Genomic DNA, 15,971 nt, shown 5'->3' with positions numbered 1-15,971 from the left:
GATTTCCTATGGCTGTTCGGCCGGGGTCGCCGGCGCCCTTGGCGCGGCACCGATACCGGAGAGAATCTTCTGGTAGAAGAGACCGATACCGATCAGTACACCACCAAGGCCGATGAAGGACAGCGCCCGCAGGAAGCCTTCGAGGTTCGACATGTCGATCAGGAACACCTTCAACACGGCGACGAAGACAAGCACCGCCGAGGCGATGCGGATGGTCTTTGCGTGGAAGCGCGAGCCAAGCATCAGGAGAAGCACCCCAAGCAACAGCCAGACGACCGAGTAGGTGTAGGTCTCTCCTTGCAGGAAGCCTTTCCAGTCGGCGATGTTTTCCCCCTGCCAGGCACGGCGCACCGACAGGCTCGCCCAGACGAAGGCGAGAACCGCGCCACTGACGGCAAGGGCCGAGACATAGGCAAGCGGCCGCTTGTCGCGGGCATACCAGGCAAGCGCCGCGTAGCCCATGCCTGGCAGCAGGTAGCCGATCAGCAGCAGGTCGAAGAAAGGGAACCGCCCGAGGAGCTCGCCGCTGAAATACGGGTTGAGGCCGACAAGGTGGGCGGAAAGCACCGACAGCATCGACAGTACGCCGAGGCCCATGCCGCCATAGCGGAAGACCGGGCTTGGCGATCTCAGGTCGAGGCTGAGGAAGATCGCCGAGGCGCCGATCGCCAGCAGCGTGTAGATCGACTGTTCGCCAAGGGTCGGCACCGAGCTGTCGAGCACGCCGCCGTTCATGGCATGGCGCACGAGGATCGCCAGCGTCAGGAGCACGAAGAGACTGGCGAGCGCCTGTAGCAGATTGCGCACACGCGTATCCGGCCAGGCCCTCAGGAAGTAGGCTGACGCAACGAGCAGGGCCGCCGGAATGCCGTAACCCGGCAACAGTGCATTGAAGACCGGCGTCGTTCCGAGATTGCCGGCCCCGACGATCGTCGGCTCCCAGGCGATGCGGCCGAGAACCACGATCGCCGCCGCACCCGTCATCCAGGGCAGGATCGGCCAGTGGCGGAGGCGCGTCGCGAAGGCATAGGCCGTGCCGAGCACCGCGATTGTAAGCGTCGTGACCAGCCCGTCGGTCCAGGCGTGAAGGAAGAGGACGAACTGGGCGAAGGATCCGGCAATCAAAAGCCCGGCTGCAACGTTCACCACATGCGTTTCGCCGTCGCGCCGGTAGAGCCAGTCGGCAAGACCGAGCAACGCGGCACCGGCCACGAGCGAGAAGAGCCCATGCGGCAGGTCGAAGGAATAATTGCCGGTCATCAGGAACGACATGGCGACCAGGGCGACCGGAACGGTCGCTGCAATACCAGCCCAGAGCATCGCGTATTGCGGATGCGTGGCAAGACGGCGCACCAGCGCAAAACCACCGAATACGGCAAACAACGCCGCAAGCAGCATCGCCGTGACCATGGCGGTGCTGCCCGGCAACACGATGGCCGGCAGGGCGTCAGCCAGCGAAGGGTCGAGATAGGCGAGCACGCCACTCAGCGCCGTCAAGCTCCAGACGCCGGTCACCGCCCCGACTGCGGACAGGAGAGCCGGATAAACGGCCGTCGGCCGCAATGCGCCTAGGATCGCCAGCCCGACAATCACGACAGTGAATTCGCTCACAGGATAGCGAATCGCGGCAACCGCCGGACTGATCAGCAGCAAGGCCAGCGCGGTAACGGTGATGGCCGCCGAAATGGAGATCGCCGCATGGGGCGGCATGAAAAGGCGCTCCCACGGTCCGGCGACAGGACGGGGGCGTGCGGTCGTTTCCGATCCTTCGGGTGTCTCGGGCGTTTCCGGCACATCGACGACCAGCTCAGCTTCGCGGCCGCCGGGCCAAAGAAGACCGACCCCGGCGATGATGACGAGCAAGGCAAGAGCCACTGGCCGCGGTTCGAACGGAGAGCTGAGCGCGACATAGGCGAGCCCCCAGAGCCCGACGCCGACATTGGCGAGTGTTGGAACGATGGTCCAGTGCCGCACCCGCGAGGCGAAAAGGGTCGCGAGCCAGACGACCGACAGGAAGCCGAAGAGAACCCAGGGGCTCGGCTCGTTGCTGGAAACGAGAGCCGGCGTCAACAGCGAGGCGAGCAGGCCGAGGCCGGCCAGCGCCTGGCCGTGCAGCAGCGACAGGCCGACCGTTGCAAGCGATATCACGGCAAGGAGAAGGAAGGCCGTTGTGGTGCCGATGTAATCGTAGATGCCGTGGGCGGCATAAACGACGCCAAACAGCGTGACCGCGCCAGCGGCGGTCAGGATGCCGGGGATCATCGCGTTCCGGAATTCATCGGCAATCACGGGCACGGCGCGTCGGCGAATGACCTCACCGGCTGCAAGCAGCAGCAGCGCGAACAGGGCGGCGAGTGTCAGGCGAACGGCGGGGCTCAGAAGCCCTGCATCGATCGAATACTTGACCATGAAGACGCCGCCGAGAGCCAGGGCAACGCCACCGACCCAGACCGCCCAGCGCGCGCCGAGCCTGCTTTCGAGGCTCTCGCTCGGACCCAGCGCCATGGCTGCAACGGGCACCGTTTCCGGCACCGCGTCGTGGGCAGAGCCCGCCTCCTCGTTCTCGATCGCGTCGCCAACGAGATGCGCCTCTCCACGCGCACCGTCTGCCGACAACGGCACGGCTGCCTCATCGGCGGTCTCTGCGGCGGCCGACGGTGCGGTGGCAAGGCCTTCGTCTGCCTCGGCGGGTGCTGCGACTTCGCCTCCCGACGCCTTGAGCCCGACGAGCTCCGCCTTCAGCGCGGCGAGCTCGCGCTCCATCCGCTCGGCCGCCTTCCGCCCGCCGAAATGGGCGGAGAGGGCGAGAACAAAGGCAGCTAAAGCAATGAGTTCGAACATGTTTTCCCCTGGCAGTCGCAATCGCCGGCAGGCGCAACCATACAGACTTTTGTGCGCTCACCAAATCCATAGACGGGCGAGCGCTGCAATCTCTTCACGGAAATGTCGCAGAACTGTCACCGCGCGACTGGTACAGGCGGATGAGCACCGCGGTCCGGCCGCGGTGGTTTCCACGTTTAACCAGGAGAGCCGATCATGGACACGCACCTCGGACCGACCGAAGAAACCGAATTCAAGACGCTGACGGGGCGCAGGGAAGAGCTGGAAGACATTGGCCAGAACTGTTCCACCAACCCGACGATGGGTGACATCATCCATCGTCGTTTCTCGCGTCGCTCGTTCATCGGCGGCTCGCTCGCGGTTGCGGCGATTTCCACGACCGTCAGCCCGCTCGCGCTGCTGACGGCCGACGAAGCACGCGCCGAGGACGGTTCGCGCTTCGACTTCACCGAGATCGAGGTCGGCATCGACGAAAAGCATCACGTTGCCGAGGGTTACGACGCCGATATCCTGTTGCGCTGGGGCGACAAGATCTTCGCCGACAGCCCGGATTTCGACCCGAAGAACCAGACCGCGGCCGCCCAGGAAAAGCTGTTCGGCTACAACAACGACTATGTCGGCTTCATCCCACTCGAGGGCAGCGCCGACCACGGGCTGCTCGTCGTCAATCACGAATACACCAATGCCGAACTGATGTTCCCCGCCTTCGCCTCGATCGTGAAGGAAAAGGTGACGAAGGACGGCAAGGAGGTCGAGGAAGAGAAGGTCGTCCTCGGCGAATACAGCAAGGAGCTGGTCGATATCGAGATGGCTGCGCATGGTGGCACCATCGTCGAGATCCGCAAGGTCGACGGCAAGTGGCAGCCGGTGCTCGACGGCAAGTACAACCGTCGGATCACAGCCAACACCGAAATGCAGGTCACGGGACCTGCGGCTGGGCACGACCGCCTGAAGACACCGTCCGACCCGACCGGAAAAAAAGTGTTCGGTACGCTCAACAACTGCGCCGGTGGCGTCACTGCCTGGGGCACCTACATGATGGCCGAGGAGAACTTCAACGGCTATTTTGGCGGCGAGATCGCCGAGGACCACCCGGAATACAAGCAGCTGAAACGCCTCGGCGCGCCCGGCGGCCAGTATGAATGGGCTTCCTTCTACGACCGCTTCGATGTCGCCAAGGAGCCGACCGAAGCCAATCGCTTCGGCTGGATCGTCGAGGTCGATGCGCTCGATCCGACCTCCGTGCCGAAGAAGCGCACCGCGCTTGGCCGTTACAAGCATGAAGGCTGCGAATCGATCGTCAACAAGGACGGACGCGTCGTGCTCTATTCCGGTGACGACGAGCGCTACGACTATGTCTACAAGTTCGTGACCAAGGGCACGTTCAACCCGGACGACCGTGCCGCCAACATGGATCTCTTCGACGAGGGCACGCTTTATGTCGCCAAGTTCGATGAAGACGGCACCGTCACCTGGATGCCGCTCACCCATGGCGAAGGTCCGCTGACGGAGGCCAACGGCTTCGCATCGCAGGCCGACGTGCTGATCAACACCCGCCTTGCTTCAGACGCCCTTGGCGCCACCAAGATGGACCGGCCGGAAGACATTCAGCCGAACCCCGGCACGGGCAAAGTCTATGTCATGCTGACCAACAACACCAAGCGCAAGGCAGAAGAAGTCGACGCCGCCAATCCGCGCGCCAAGAACGCCTTCGGCCACATCGTCGAGATCACCGAGACGGATGGCAATTTTGCCTCGCTGAAAAGCCGCTGGGACGTGCTCCTGAAGTGTGGCGACCCTGCTGTTGCCGACGTCGGCGCGTCGTTCTCGACGGCGACCACCAAGAACGGCTGGTTCGGGATGCCGGACAATTGTGCGATCGACGCCGAGGGCCGTCTGTGGGTGGCGACCGACGGCAATAACGAGAAGGACACCGGTCGCACCGATGGTATCTGGGCGGTCGACACGGATGGTGCCGCGCGCGGCACATCGAAGCTCTTCTTCCGCGTGCCTGTCGGCGCCGAGATGTGCGGCCCCTGCTTCAACCCGACATCTGATACCTTCTTCCTCGCGGTCCAGCATCCAGGCGACGCGGGTCTTGCGACCTACGAGACCCCGGCCACCCGCTGGCCGGACTTCAAGGACGACATGCCGGTGCGCCCGGCCGTCGTTGCCGTGACCAAACAGGGTGGCGGCCGTATCGGCTGACAAAGGCGGCGATTGGCAGACAGACGCCGCGCATTCGTGCGCGGCGTCTTTCGTTGCGGGGTTGGTTTCTCGTGACGCAACTCCGGACAGAAAACCGCTTCGCACTTTTCCTGGAGTTGGTTTCGTGCCACAAATCCGGACGGAAAACCGCTACGCACTTTTCCTGGAGTTGGTTTTCGTACCGCAACTCCGGACGGAAAACCGCTACGCACTTTTCCTGGAGTTGCTTAGCGCCGCAGATTGTCGATCGGAAAGATCGCGCAGGTTTCCGTGCCATGGGCCAACAGCTTGCCGTTGCCGTCCCGCAGCCAGGCCTCCGACGTCGCGATCGTGCGCCCGCGATGCACGATGCGCCCCTCGCAAAAGACTTCGCCCATGCCCGGCAGCAGCGGGCGCACCAGGTTCAGCTTGAACTCGATCGTCGTATAGGCTTCGCCGGGTTTGATCGTGGCGAAGACCGCGCAGCCGAGGGCCGAATCCATGATCGTCGCCGTCCATCCGCCATGGACGGTGCCAAGCGGGTTGAGATGCTCTTCGGTCGGCAATCCCCGGAACATCACCCTGCCCTCCTCGACCTCCACCAGGCCGAACTTCAGCGTCGCCGACATCGGCGGGGCCGGCAGTTCGCCGCTCAAGAGATCCTGCATGGCCTTCAGGCCGCCATCGCGAGCAACGCGATCAAGCGGCAGGACGCCGATGCCGGATACGGGCATTCCGGGATAAAGTTCAAGCATCTGGAACTCCTGGTGTCAGGCGGCCGAGGCCTGGGCTTTGAGCGCCTTGAGCGCCGCATGGACGAAACCGTCGCGGGCGGATGAGACGTCAAGACCACGCGGTTCATAGACATGGCGGTGAAGGAAGAAGGCCGTGAGGCGAAAGGCCTCCGTCAGGCTGTCCGGATCGGCAGCCCGACGTGTTTCGGTGGAAAGGAAGCCCGGCAGCGCCAGCATGCGGTCAGCGTAACGCTCGCCGGCGGCGCGACAGACGGCCCTGCCCGATTTCGGCGAGACATAGACCAGTTCGGTGCGCGCGCCGGTTGCCACGCACTCGGTGAGGTCGAGGCCGAAGCCGAGATCGTTGAGAACGGCCAGCTCGAAGCGGACGAACAATTCACCGGCATCGGCAGGATCGGCGAGATGATCGACGATGACGGTCAGCGCTTCGTAGAGATGCGGATGCGGGTCACGTTCCGGCAGCAGGCGCAAGAGCCCGCCGAGCGCCTGGATGCCGTAGACCGAGGTCGCCGTTTCCATCAGCCGGGCAGCGCGCAGTTCCACCGGCTCGATGCGGAATTCGCCCATATGCTCGTCGAGCCGCGCGCGCCAGGTCACCTCCACCGAGTTGCCTGGCTGCAGCACCGGCTGCATGGCGCGCGACCGCCCCGAACGGACCATGCCCAGGTGCCGGCCGTGGGCGGCGCTCATGACCTCGGCAATGGCCGAGCTTTCGCCGTGCCGCCGAACCCCGAGAATGATGGCCTGGTCGCTCCATTGCATCCCAATGGCATACACCCGCCGCCAAAGCCGGATCAAGCGATGATGGTGCATGTGATGAACAGCGGAGCCGTCGGATTTCGGGTGCGAGCGAGTGTCGCCTTTCGGTTACACCTGCCGGTTACCTCATTTGCGACATGCTGTCGCCGCCCCGATGCCATGTTTGACATTAGAACGGGAGCGCGGCAAAGCCGTGCCTCCCGCCCGAAATGACAATAAGCAGGATCAAGATATTTCATTATGTGTGTGTCCCGGAACAGCGCCGGCCGCCTGGCGCAGCTCTTCGCCCTTCTTCTCGCCACCTCGACGCTCGCAAGCTGCGTCACCCCGGGACCGGTCAAGCCGAAGGGACCGGATCCATACTATGTGGCGATGTACGGAGCGCTGCCAAACGAGAAGTTCCCGCTCGACGCGATCGACATCAGCAAGGTGAACAAGCGCTACCTGCGCCAGCAGGTCGCCTACCAGACTCACGAGCCGCCGGGCACGATCGTCATCGACACCCGGAACCGCTTCCTCTACCTCGTCCAGGATGGCGGCATGGCGATGCGCTACGGCATCGGCGTCGGCAAGGCCGGCCTGGAATTCGAAGGTGAAGCGCGCATCGCCCGCAAGGCCGAATGGCCGCGCTGGACGCCGACGCAGGACATGGTGGCACGAGAGCCCGAGCGCTACGGACCGCTTGCTGGCGGCATGGAACCCGGCGTGCGCAACCCGCTTGGACCGCGCGCACTCTATCTCTTCCAGGGAAACCGGGACACGCTGTTCCGCATCCACGGCACCACCGAAGCCTGGTCGATCGGCACCGCCGTGTCGAGCGGCTGCATCCGCCTCTTCAACCCTGATATCATCGACCTCTACAGCCGCGTCCCGCTCGATTCGCGTGTCGTCGTGCTGCAGGCCGAACCGCCGATGAGCGAGCCGGCCATGAGCACGCCGGCCGCGGGCGTGCCGATGGCCTCGGTCGGCAATGGCGGCCTGCCGCCGGCCTATTGAGACCGGAGCACCCATAAATTCATGTCCTGCCCTCGGGCCCTTCCGCTCGAGGGCAGGATTCTTACCAGGCGTCCGGCGCACGAACCATGTGCACGATGTTGGCCGGGTTCATGATCCAGCCTCCGCGGAAGTCCTTTCCAAGTTCCTCCACATGGTCGCACCTGACCACGTTGCTGGCGGCCAGGCGGCCGAGTGCTGCGGCATGGTCGTCGGCAAAGAGCTCGAGCCAGACCTCGGCCTGGCTGTAGTTCGACGCCTCGTCGATCCACAGCTGGTTCGGCCCAAGCCTGAAGCCGATCGCCGGCAGCTTTTCCGAGATCGGCTCCAGACCGATCGTGTCGCGATAGAAGGCGACGACCGCGTCAAATTGATGCGAAGGCACCTTCATCGCGATGTTGATACCGCCCGTGATTCTCGTCATTGCACACGCTCCTGTTGCCGCACGACGTCCTGTCGGTGCGGGTCGTTGTCGACCTGTTGGTTCCTTGTAGGCGGCCCCCGGCCGCGTTAGACCTGCGGCTCCAGGGCCGGTTTTCCGGAGAGCTCGCTCACATAGTAGCCCTCACGCAGGTTGATGCCGTGTTCGAGCCAGGCCTTCATGCAGGCAAGCATCTGCGACCAGCCCTCGCAGTTGATGTAGGAGCTCTTCTGCCCCTGCTCGTTCTCACGCCAGCCATTTTCGGCAATCGTCACCATGGTGGCGCCATCCTCAAGCGGCTGGAAGCGCATCTCCACCCGGGTCTTGTAGGGCTCCTCGCCCTTGCCAACCATGGCATCCCAACGAAGAACGATGCGCTCGTTGGCGGCAACCTCCTCGACAATGATCGGCACCTCTCCCCACCAGATCACCGTGGCGCCGGCGACCAGCGGTCCGCTGATGCCACCGAGCGTCACGAAGTAGCGGCTGAGCTGGTCGGGATTGACAACGGCGTCGAAGACCTCGGCGACGGGGCGATCGATCCGCCCATTCACGCGGAATTCGAAGGGCATGGCGTGTTCCTCCTATTGAGCCCGGTCAGAATATGTTATAAAAACATAACATGTCAACCGATTCGAAAGACGATCTCGTCTTCAAGGCGCTCTCCAACGGCCTTCGCCGCAGGATGCTCGACGCCATGAAGCTTGCCCCGCAGACGACCGGCATGCTGTGCGAGCAGTTCGGCGACCTTGATCGATGCACGGTGATGCAGCACCTGAAGGTTCTCGAAGAGGCCGAACTCGTGATGGTGAGGCGCGAGGGGCGCGAACGCTGGAACCATTTGAATGCGTTGCCCATTCAGGCCATTCATGATCGCTGGATCAGCCAGTATGCCGGCCACGCCATGTCGGTCCTGTCGGCGCTCAAGCAGGACCTCGACCGGTAACCAGAATCGTCGTTTCGGCTTTCAATCGATCCGCTTTCTTCGTATGAACGGCCGACAGGCAACTCGGGGATATTGTTGTGCGCTATCTCATCACCGGTACCGCAGGCTTCATCGGCTTTCATCTCGCCAAGAGGCTGATCGACGAAGGACATTTCGTTGTCGGCTTCGACGGCATGACCCCTTACTACGACGTCACCCTGAAAGAGCATCGGCACGCGATCCTCGAGCGCTCGAACGGCTTCAAGGCCGTCGTCGGCATGCTCGAGGACAGGGACGCGCTTCACCGGGCGGCGGAACTCGCGGAACCCGAGGTCATCATTCACCTCGCCGCTCAGGCGGGCGTGCGCTACAGCCTCGAAAATCCGAAGGCCTATGTCGATTCCAATCTCATCGGCTCCTGGAACGTGTTGGAGCTTGCGCGCGAACTTCAACCCAAGCACCTGATGCTCGCCTCGACGTCCTCGATCTACGGCGCCAACGAGAAAATCCCGTTTGCCGAAACCGATCGCGCCGACGAACCGATGACGCTTTATGCCGCCACCAAGAAATCGATGGAGCTGATGGCGCACAGCTATGCCCATCTCTACAAGGTGCCGACGACCGCGTTCCGCTTCTTCACCGTCTATGGCCCCTGGGGCCGGCCTGATATGGCGCTGTTCAAGTTCGTCGATGCCATTCACAAGGGGCAGGCAATCGATATCTATGGCGAAGGCCGCATGAGCCGCGACTTCACCTACATCGACGACCTCGTGGAAGGCATCCTCCGCCTGTCGCACGTGGCGCCCGCCGAGGAGAACCGCGTACCCGCCGAAAAGGCCGAGGACACGCTGTCGCGCCAGGGGCCGTTCCGCGTCGTCAACATCGGCGGCGGTCAACCGGTGGAGCTGATGACCTTTGTCGAAACCGTCGAAAAGGCCGTGGGCAAGCCGGCGCTCAAAAACATGCTGCCGATGCAGCAGGGCGATGTCCCGCGAACCTACGCCTCGCCCGAACTCCTGGAAGCGCTGACCGAATTCAAGCCGGCGATCCCGGTCGAGGAGGGCGTCGCGCGCTTTGCCGCCTGGTACAAGGATTACTTCAGTACGCGCCGATAAATCGGACCTACCTATTTTGAACTCAAATACTTGCTGACGGAACGCTTGCCTTGACGGCAAGCGGGCATAAATGGGTGTACACCCGAGCGCATAAGCAATTGCAAAAATACGCATTTGCACGTTTTATGGTCTGAGCTCGCTGTGGAACACAACAAGGGAAAGAGCCTATGAAAGTCACGATGATCGGCGCCGGCTATGTTGGCCTTGTTTCCGGCGTGTGTTTTGCGGATTTCGGTCATGACGTCGTCTGCCTCGACAAGGACGAGAGCAAGATCGACGCCTTGATGCAGGGGCGCATTCCGATCTTCGAGCCGGGCCTCGAACAGCTGGTCGCAAGCAACGTCGCCTCGGGTCGGCTCACGTTCACGACCGATCTCGTCGCCGCCGTTGCCGACAGCGACGTCATCTTCATCGCCGTCGGCACGCCGTCGCGCCGCGGCGACGGACACGCCGATCTCTCCTATGTCCACGCCGCCGCACGCGAGATCGCCGAGAACCTCAAGGGGTTCACGGTCATCGTCACGAAATCGACCGTGCCGGTCGGCACCGGCGACGAGGTGGAGCGCATCATCCGCGAGACCAATCCCGATGCCGATTTCGCCGTTGTCTCCAATCCGGAGTTCCTGCGCGAAGGCGCTGCCATCGAGGACTTCAAGCGGCCGGACCGGATCGTCATCGGTCTTTCCGGTGACGACGTGCGGGCACGCGACGTCATGACCGAGGTCTACCGTCCGCTCTACCTCAACCAGTCGCCGCTGGTCTTTACCTCCCGCCGGACCTCCGAGCTGATCAAATATGCCGGCAACGCGTTCCTCGCGATGAAGATCACCTTCATCAACGAAATGGCCGACCTCTGCGAACGGGTCGGCGCCAATGTACAGGACGTCGCCCGCGGCATCGGCCTTGATGGCCGCATCGGGTCCAAGTTCCTGCATGCAGGCCCCGGCTACGGTGGATCGTGCTTCCCGAAGGATACGCTGGCGCTGGTGAAGACCGCGCAGGATCACGACAGCCCCGTGCGGCTGGTCGAGACGACCGTTGCGGTCAACGACAACCGCAAGCGGGCGATGGGCCGTAAGGTGATTGCGGCTGCCGGCGGTGACGTGCGTGGCCGCAAGATCGCGATCCTCGGCCTGACCTTCAAGCCGAACACCGACGACATGCGCGACAGCCCGGCGATCGCGATCGTTCAGACGCTGAAGGATGCCGGCGCCCACGTCATCGGCTACGATCCCGAGGGCATGGAGAACGCCAGGAAGATCATCGACGGCATCGACTATGCCGGCGATCCCTATGAGGCTGCCAACGAAGCCGACGCCCTGGTGATCGTCACCGAATGGAACGAGTTCCGCGCGCTTGATTTCCGCCGTTTGAAGACGGTGATGAAGACGCCCGTTCTCGTCGACCTGCGCAACATCTATCGCCAGGACGAGGTGGTGAAGCACGGCTTCACCTATTCGAGCGTCGGCCGGTCGCTCTGAGAGACTGGCCGCAATCGGGGGCGCCCAAGCACCCTCCTCTCCTCTCCTGGGCCTATGCCTTCGGGACCGGCAGCGCCGGCAGGGCTTCCCAGCTCTTGCCGGCAAGGATGACGCAGCTGCGACCGTTCACATCGGTGACGATCAGCGTCCAGCTGCCGTTGTCGGCGGCGTAGATTTCCATGATAGCCTGCGCATTGATCTGGGCGGTGGCGGCCGGTTTCTCCCGATACTGCCCGGCCAGAAACGCAATCACTTCGGATCGGTCGGCGCAATTCATCGGTGCCTGGGAAACTGCCGGAACCGGCTCAGCCGTCACTCCGGCCGTCAGAAGTGCGGCCAGCGCCAGACTGCGGATCGCCTTGCGAACCATGACGCAACTCCTTTCGCCGGACGCTCGGCGGAGGAAGAGGCTCCGCTGACCTTTCGTCGGCGACCGGCTTTGACAGCGGCATCGCGCGAGATGCACGGCGCGCGCAACCGCCATACGGACAGTATGGTCGAAAGGCGCTATTATTACAATTATCTAATTTATAAAGCGTGCCAGCCGGGGCCCGTTGCGCCCCGGCCAACGCAAATCACTACTTGCGTTTCATCGCTTCCATCAGGGCCGCGCCGAAAGCGCCCTGGGATGGCTGCTGCGGCTTTTGCTGACGCGTTTGCGCGCCACGATTGCCGCCGGCGGGCGCGCTCGTCCTTGCCTCGCGGGCTTGCTCTGCGCCACCGTCCTTACGCATGGTTAGGCCGATCCGCTTGCGGGGGACGTCGACCTCGGTCACGCGCACGGTCACGACATCGCCTGCCTTGACCACCTCGTGCGGATCCTTGACGAAGCGGTCCGCGAGCTGGGACACATGTACGAGGCCGTCCTGATGCACGCCGATGTCGACGAAAGCGCCGAATGCTGCAACGTTGGTCACGGTGCCTTCGAGCTGCATGCCGACCTTCAGATCCTTGATGTCGTCGATGCCGTCGGCGAAGGTCGCGGTCTTGAAGCTCGGGCGCGGATCGCGGCCCGGCTTTTCCAGTTCGGCGAGAATGTCCTTGACGGTCGGCAATCCGAAGCGCTCGTCGACGAAGGTCTTCGGGTCGAGCTTCTTCAGGGCGACGCTGTCACCCATCAAGGCGCGCACGTCCCGCCCGCAGGCTGCAACGATCTTCTTGGCAACGCCATAGGCTTCCGGGTGGACAGAGGAGGCGTCGAGCGGCTCGTTGCCGTTGGGAATGCGCAGGAAGCCGGCGCACTGCTCGAAGGTGCGTGCACCGAGCCGCGGCACCTTCAAGAGTTCCTTGCGGCTGGCGAAGGGACCGGTCTGATCGCGATGGGCAACGATCGCCTCGGCCGAGGATTTGCCAAGACCGGACACGCGCGCAAGCAGGGGCGCCGAAGCGGTGTTGACGTCGACGCCGACGGCGTTCACCGCGTCTTCGACGACGGCGTCGAGCGAGCGGCTGAGCTTCGACTGGTCAACGTCGTGCTGGTACTGGCCGACGCCGATCGATTTCGGTTCGATCTTCACGAGTTCCGCCAACGGATCCTGCAGGCGACGGGCGATCGAGACCGCGCCGCGCAGCGAGACGTCGAGGCCCGGAAACTCGAGCGCCGCGGTTTCCGAGGCTGAATAGACGGATGCGCCGGCCTCCGAAACGATGACCTTGGTCGGCTTCGGCGCCGGGAGCTGCTGCAACATGTCGGCGACCAGCTTTTCCGTCTCGCGGCTGCCGGTACCGTTGCCGATGGCGATCAGTTCCACCTTGTGCTTGCGGATGAGCGACGCGAGCTCGGCCTGGGTGCCGCGCACGTCGTTCTTCGGCGGGAACGGATAGACGGTGGTGGTTTCGAGCAGCTTGCCGGTGCCATCGACGATGGCGACCTTGACGCCGGTGCGGATGCCCGGATCGAGCCCCATCGTCGCGCGCGACCCTGCGGGTGCGGCAAGCAACAGGTCCTTGAGGTTGCGGGCAAAGACATGGATCGCCTCCTCTTCGGCCCGTTCACGCAGTTCGCGCATCAGGTCGAGCGACAGCGACATGGAGAGCTTCACCCGCCAGGTCCAGCCGATCATCTCGGCGAGCCACTTGTCACCCGGAAGATGCGCGCCGACATTGTAGGCGGCGGCGATCATGCGCTCGACCGGCTTGACCGGCGAGGTGTCGTCCTGGTCGACGATGATATCGACGGAGAGAACCTCTTCGTTCCAACCGCGCAACATCGCAAGCGCGCGATGGCCAGGGGTCGTGGCCCAGCGTTCGGAATGGTCGAAATAGTCCGAGAACTTGGCGCCCGCCTCCTGCTTGCCGTCGACCACCTTGGCGCGCAGAAAGGCGGCCCCCTTCATATGGGTGCGCAGGCGCCCGAGCAGATCGGCATTTTCCGTCATGCCTTCGGCGATGATGTCGCGCGCGCCTTCGAGCGCCGCCTTCACGTCGGCCACCTCGGCGGTCAGGAAGGCGGTCGCACGGTCCGCGGGCGCGACAGAACGGTCGGCAAGGATCGCCTCGGCCAATGGGCCGAGACCACGCTCACGGGCAATCTCCGCCTTGGTGCGGCGCTTTGGCTTGTAAGGCAGATAGATGTCTTCGAGCTCGGCCTTGGTGTCGACTGCGGCAATCTTGGCTTCAAGCTCGTCCGTCAGTTTGCCTTGGCCGCGGATCGAATCGAGGATCGAGGCGCGGCGCGCTTCAAGTTCACGCAGATAGGTCAGGCGCTCCGCAAGGTTGCGCAGCTGCGTGTCGTCGAGCCCACCGGTCACTTCCTTGCGGTAGCGCGCGATGAACGGCACCGTTGCTCCCTCGTCGAGCAACTCGACCGCGGCAACAACCTGCGACGGCGTTGCCTTGATTTCGGCGGCGATGATGGCGGCGATGGGTTTTGCAGGGCTTGCCATGGGGAGTTCCGTCTTTGCTGTTTGGTCGGCGACCATAAAGGCGCAGACCTTGAAGGCCAAGTGAAGGCCGTCTCGGGAAAACCGGAACTCCACAGAAGATGGGTCGGCCGTCCCGCATACAGGCGCAACGACCATCGGCTCAGCACGCCATGGCAGGCTCGACGGGCTCGGCTTCCGGCTTCACGTCCCAGGTGTTGACCGGCTCAAGCGGTGGCCGGCGCTTCTCGAACTCGATCAGCTGCCGCTCGCGCTGTTCGATGTAGCCGCGCGCGACGGGAACAGTATTGAGCGATGGCGACAGCTGAAGCTGGAAGATGAAATGCTTGTCATAGAGGAAGGCGGTCTCGGACGCCGCCAGATAGAACTCCCACATGCGGAAGAAGCGTTCGTCATAGAGCTTCAGCACCTCCTTGCGCCGGGCAACAAAGCGCTCGCGCCAGGCCCTGAGCGTCCAGGCGTAGTGCATAGGCAGGATCTCGACATCCTTGACGAGAAGCCACGTGCGTTCGACCGATGGCAGAACTTCGGAAAGGGCCGGTATGTAGCCGCCGGGGAAGATGTATTTCTCGATCCACGGATTGGTTGCCCAGGGTTTGTAGACCTGGCCGATCGAATGCAGCAGCATCACACCATCCGGCTTCAACAGCTCCTTCATCTTGCCGAAGAAGTTGCCGTAGTTGCCGATGCCGACATGCTCGAACATGCCGACCGAGACGATGCGGTCGAATTGCCGGCCTTGCAGGCTGCGGTAATCCTGTAGTTCGAACCGCACGCGGTCGGACAGGCCGCGCCTTTCGGCGCGGTCACGCGAGACCTTGAGCTGCTCCGCACTCAGCGTGATGCCAGTGACCTCGACACCAGAGGATTCGGCGAGATACATCGCCATTCCGCCCCAGCCGGAGCCGACTTCGAGCACCTTTTGTCCAGGCTGAAGCAAAAGCTTGGCGGCGATGTGCCGTTTTTTGGCAAGCTGGGCGGCATCGAGCGATATTCCCGTGGGCTGAAAATAGGCGCAGGAATATTGCCAGTCCTCGTCAAGGAACAGGTCGAACAGCTTGCGGTCGAGATCGTAGTGATGGGCGACGTTGCGCCTGTTCCGATTGACCGGCAGGCGGCTCAACAGCTGCTGACGCAGCACATGCCAGAGGGCGGTCATCGTGTTGGTGGCATTCGCCGCGTTCTCGATGCCGTTTTCCTTTACGATCGATAGCACGTCAAAGATATCGCCCTGTTCGATCAGGACGCGCCCGTCCATGTACAACTCGCCGAAACGAAGCGCCGGATCACGAACGATTGCCGCTTCCGCCTCCGGGTCGACGATCCGGATCGCCGCCGACTTGCCGCTTTCGTCGCCGAAAACGAGCCGTTCACCGGACGAAAAAGTGACTGTCAGGTTGCCGCGACGAACCAGGCGGCGAAGCAATGTCAAAAAGGCTGCGTTCATGTCTCACCCCTACCAGACGACCGACATGCCCTGGCGGACAGGAGATGCGATGGGTCGGCTCTTTCGGGGCTTCCAGAGAAATGCGCGCGCGTACGGGAGGGGATGCGGGCGCGTCCGGGAGCGACGAGAACCGGCTCCGGCCTAGCCTTGCGACCATCCGGCCGA

The 15,971-nt window shown here is 63.3% G+C and carries 13 protein-coding genes; 5 read left to right on the top strand and 8 right to left on the bottom strand.

Annotated elements, in window-relative coordinates:
- Positions 1 to 6: 6 nt before the first annotated feature.
- Positions 7 to 2,841, bottom strand: coding sequence for a DUF2339 domain-containing protein (locus VGO12_RS12185; RefSeq protein ID WP_327513014.1), 2,835 nt, complete (start codon positions 2,839 to 2,841; stop codon positions 7 to 9).
- Between the two features lie 195 nt (positions 2,842 to 3,036).
- On the opposite strand from VGO12_RS12185, the gene VGO12_RS12180 reads away from it, so the two are divergent.
- Positions 3,037 to 5,049, top strand: coding sequence for a PhoX family phosphatase (locus VGO12_RS12180; protein WP_327513013.1), 2,013 nt, complete (start codon positions 3,037 to 3,039; stop codon positions 5,047 to 5,049).
- A 227-nt stretch (positions 5,050 to 5,276) separates the two neighbouring features.
- Here the strand turns inward: VGO12_RS12180 and VGO12_RS12175 are convergent, their stop codons facing one another.
- Both VGO12_RS12175 and recO read right to left on the bottom strand, forming a co-directional pair.
- Entirely contained in the window at positions 5,277 to 5,783 is a 507-nt protein-coding gene (locus VGO12_RS12175; protein ID WP_327513012.1) for a PaaI family thioesterase, read from the bottom strand.
- A 15-nt stretch (positions 5,784 to 5,798) separates the two neighbouring features.
- A complete protein-coding gene (gene recO / locus VGO12_RS12170; protein WP_327513011.1) occupies positions 5,799 to 6,545 on the bottom strand; it encodes a DNA repair protein RecO in 747 nt (248 codons plus the stop codon).
- A 237-nt stretch (positions 6,546 to 6,782) separates the two neighbouring features.
- Here recO and VGO12_RS12165 point away from each other — a divergent pair, with 237 nt between their 5' ends.
- The gene (locus tag VGO12_RS12165; RefSeq protein WP_327513010.1) at positions 6,783 to 7,538 is read left to right on the top strand and encodes a L,D-transpeptidase; all 756 of its coding nucleotides are present in this window, start codon (positions 6,783 to 6,785) and stop codon (positions 7,536 to 7,538) included.
- Positions 7,539 to 7,599: 61 nt separating this feature from the next.
- On the opposite strand, the gene VGO12_RS12160 is transcribed toward VGO12_RS12165, so the two are convergent.
- The gene (locus VGO12_RS12160; protein WP_327513009.1) at positions 7,600 to 7,959 is read right to left on the bottom strand and encodes a hypothetical protein; all 360 of its coding nucleotides are present in this window, start codon (positions 7,957 to 7,959) and stop codon (positions 7,600 to 7,602) included.
- A gap of 86 nt (positions 7,960 to 8,045) precedes the next feature.
- Positions 8,046 to 8,528: an SRPBCC domain-containing protein gene (locus VGO12_RS12155; protein ID WP_327513008.1), complete on the bottom strand. Its 483-nt coding sequence runs from the start codon at positions 8,526 to 8,528 to the stop codon at positions 8,046 to 8,048.
- 50 nt (positions 8,529 to 8,578) lie between these two features.
- Between VGO12_RS12155 and VGO12_RS12150 the strand changes: the two genes are divergently transcribed.
- From VGO12_RS12150 to rkpK, 3 genes are all read left to right on the top strand, one after another.
- Complete coding sequence (locus VGO12_RS12150; protein ID WP_327513006.1) at positions 8,579 to 8,902, top strand: helix-turn-helix transcriptional regulator; 324 nt, start codon at positions 8,579 to 8,581, stop codon at positions 8,900 to 8,902.
- Between the two features lie 77 nt (positions 8,903 to 8,979).
- Positions 8,980 to 9,996, top strand: a complete 1,017-nt coding sequence (locus VGO12_RS12145; RefSeq protein WP_327513005.1) for an NAD-dependent epimerase — start codon at positions 8,980 to 8,982, stop codon at positions 9,994 to 9,996.
- Between the two features lie 167 nt (positions 9,997 to 10,163).
- Positions 10,164 to 11,477, top strand: a complete 1,314-nt coding sequence (gene rkpK, locus VGO12_RS12140) for a UDP-glucose 6-dehydrogenase (RefSeq protein WP_327513004.1) — start codon at positions 10,164 to 10,166, stop codon at positions 11,475 to 11,477.
- A gap of 52 nt (positions 11,478 to 11,529) precedes the next feature.
- On the opposite strand, the gene VGO12_RS12135 is transcribed toward rkpK, so the two are convergent.
- The 3 genes from VGO12_RS12135 to VGO12_RS12125 all read right to left on the bottom strand — a co-directional run bounded on the left by VGO12_RS12135 (position 11,530) and on the right by VGO12_RS12125 (position 15,806).
- Positions 11,530 to 11,847, bottom strand: coding sequence for a hypothetical protein (locus VGO12_RS12135; RefSeq protein WP_327513003.1), 318 nt, complete (start codon positions 11,845 to 11,847; stop codon positions 11,530 to 11,532).
- A gap of 208 nt (positions 11,848 to 12,055) precedes the next feature.
- On the bottom strand, positions 12,056 to 14,362 hold the full coding sequence (locus VGO12_RS12130) for a Tex family protein (protein WP_327513002.1): 2,307 nt from the start codon (positions 14,360 to 14,362) through the stop codon (positions 12,056 to 12,058).
- A gap of 139 nt (positions 14,363 to 14,501) precedes the next feature.
- Entirely contained in the window at positions 14,502 to 15,806 is a 1,305-nt protein-coding gene (locus tag VGO12_RS12125; protein WP_327513001.1) for a cyclopropane-fatty-acyl-phospholipid synthase family protein, read from the bottom strand.
- Between the last annotated feature and the right edge of the window lie 165 nt (positions 15,807 to 15,971).

It is taken from the genome of Ensifer sp., from assembly GCF_035999135.1.
Lineage (GTDB): Bacteria > Pseudomonadota > Alphaproteobacteria > Rhizobiales > Rhizobiaceae > Ensifer.
The sequence above is the reverse complement of the archived record's forward strand: the minus strand, read 5'-3'. Positions and strand labels throughout refer to the sequence as shown.

Excerpts from the sequence above, each read along its gene's own strand:
- VGO12_RS12160 (WP_327513009.1), bottom strand. The coding sequence starts at position 7,959 with ATGACGAGAATCACGGGCGGTATCAACATCGCGATGAAGGTGCCTTCG.
- VGO12_RS12165 (WP_327513010.1), top strand. The coding sequence starts at position 6,783 with ATGTGTGTGTCCCGGAACAGCGCCGGCCGCCTGGCGCAGCTCTTCGCC.
- rkpK (WP_327513004.1), top strand. The coding sequence starts at position 10,164 with ATGAAAGTCACGATGATCGGCGCCGGCTATGTTGGCCTTGTTTCCGGC.
- recO (WP_327513011.1), bottom strand. The coding sequence starts at position 6,545 with ATGCAATGGAGCGACCAGGCCATCATTCTCGGGGTTCGGCGGCACGGC.
- VGO12_RS12180 (WP_327513013.1), top strand. The coding sequence starts at position 3,037 with ATGGACACGCACCTCGGACCGACCGAAGAAACCGAATTCAAGACGCTG.
- VGO12_RS12150 (WP_327513006.1), top strand. The coding sequence starts at position 8,579 with ATGTCAACCGATTCGAAAGACGATCTCGTCTTCAAGGCGCTCTCCAAC.
- VGO12_RS12135 (WP_327513003.1), bottom strand. The coding sequence starts at position 11,847 with ATGGTTCGCAAGGCGATCCGCAGTCTGGCGCTGGCCGCACTTCTGACG.
- VGO12_RS12175 (WP_327513012.1), bottom strand. The coding sequence starts at position 5,783 with ATGCTTGAACTTTATCCCGGAATGCCCGTATCCGGCATCGGCGTCCTG.
- VGO12_RS12130 (WP_327513002.1), bottom strand. The coding sequence starts at position 14,362 with ATGGCAAGCCCTGCAAAACCCATCGCCGCCATCATCGCCGCCGAAATC.
- VGO12_RS12185 (WP_327513014.1), bottom strand. The coding sequence starts at position 2,841 with ATGTTCGAACTCATTGCTTTAGCTGCCTTTGTTCTCGCCCTCTCCGCC.
- VGO12_RS12125 (WP_327513001.1), bottom strand. The coding sequence starts at position 15,806 with ATGAACGCAGCCTTTTTGACATTGCTTCGCCGCCTGGTTCGTCGCGGC.
- VGO12_RS12155 (WP_327513008.1), bottom strand. The coding sequence starts at position 8,528 with ATGCCCTTCGAATTCCGCGTGAATGGGCGGATCGATCGCCCCGTCGCC.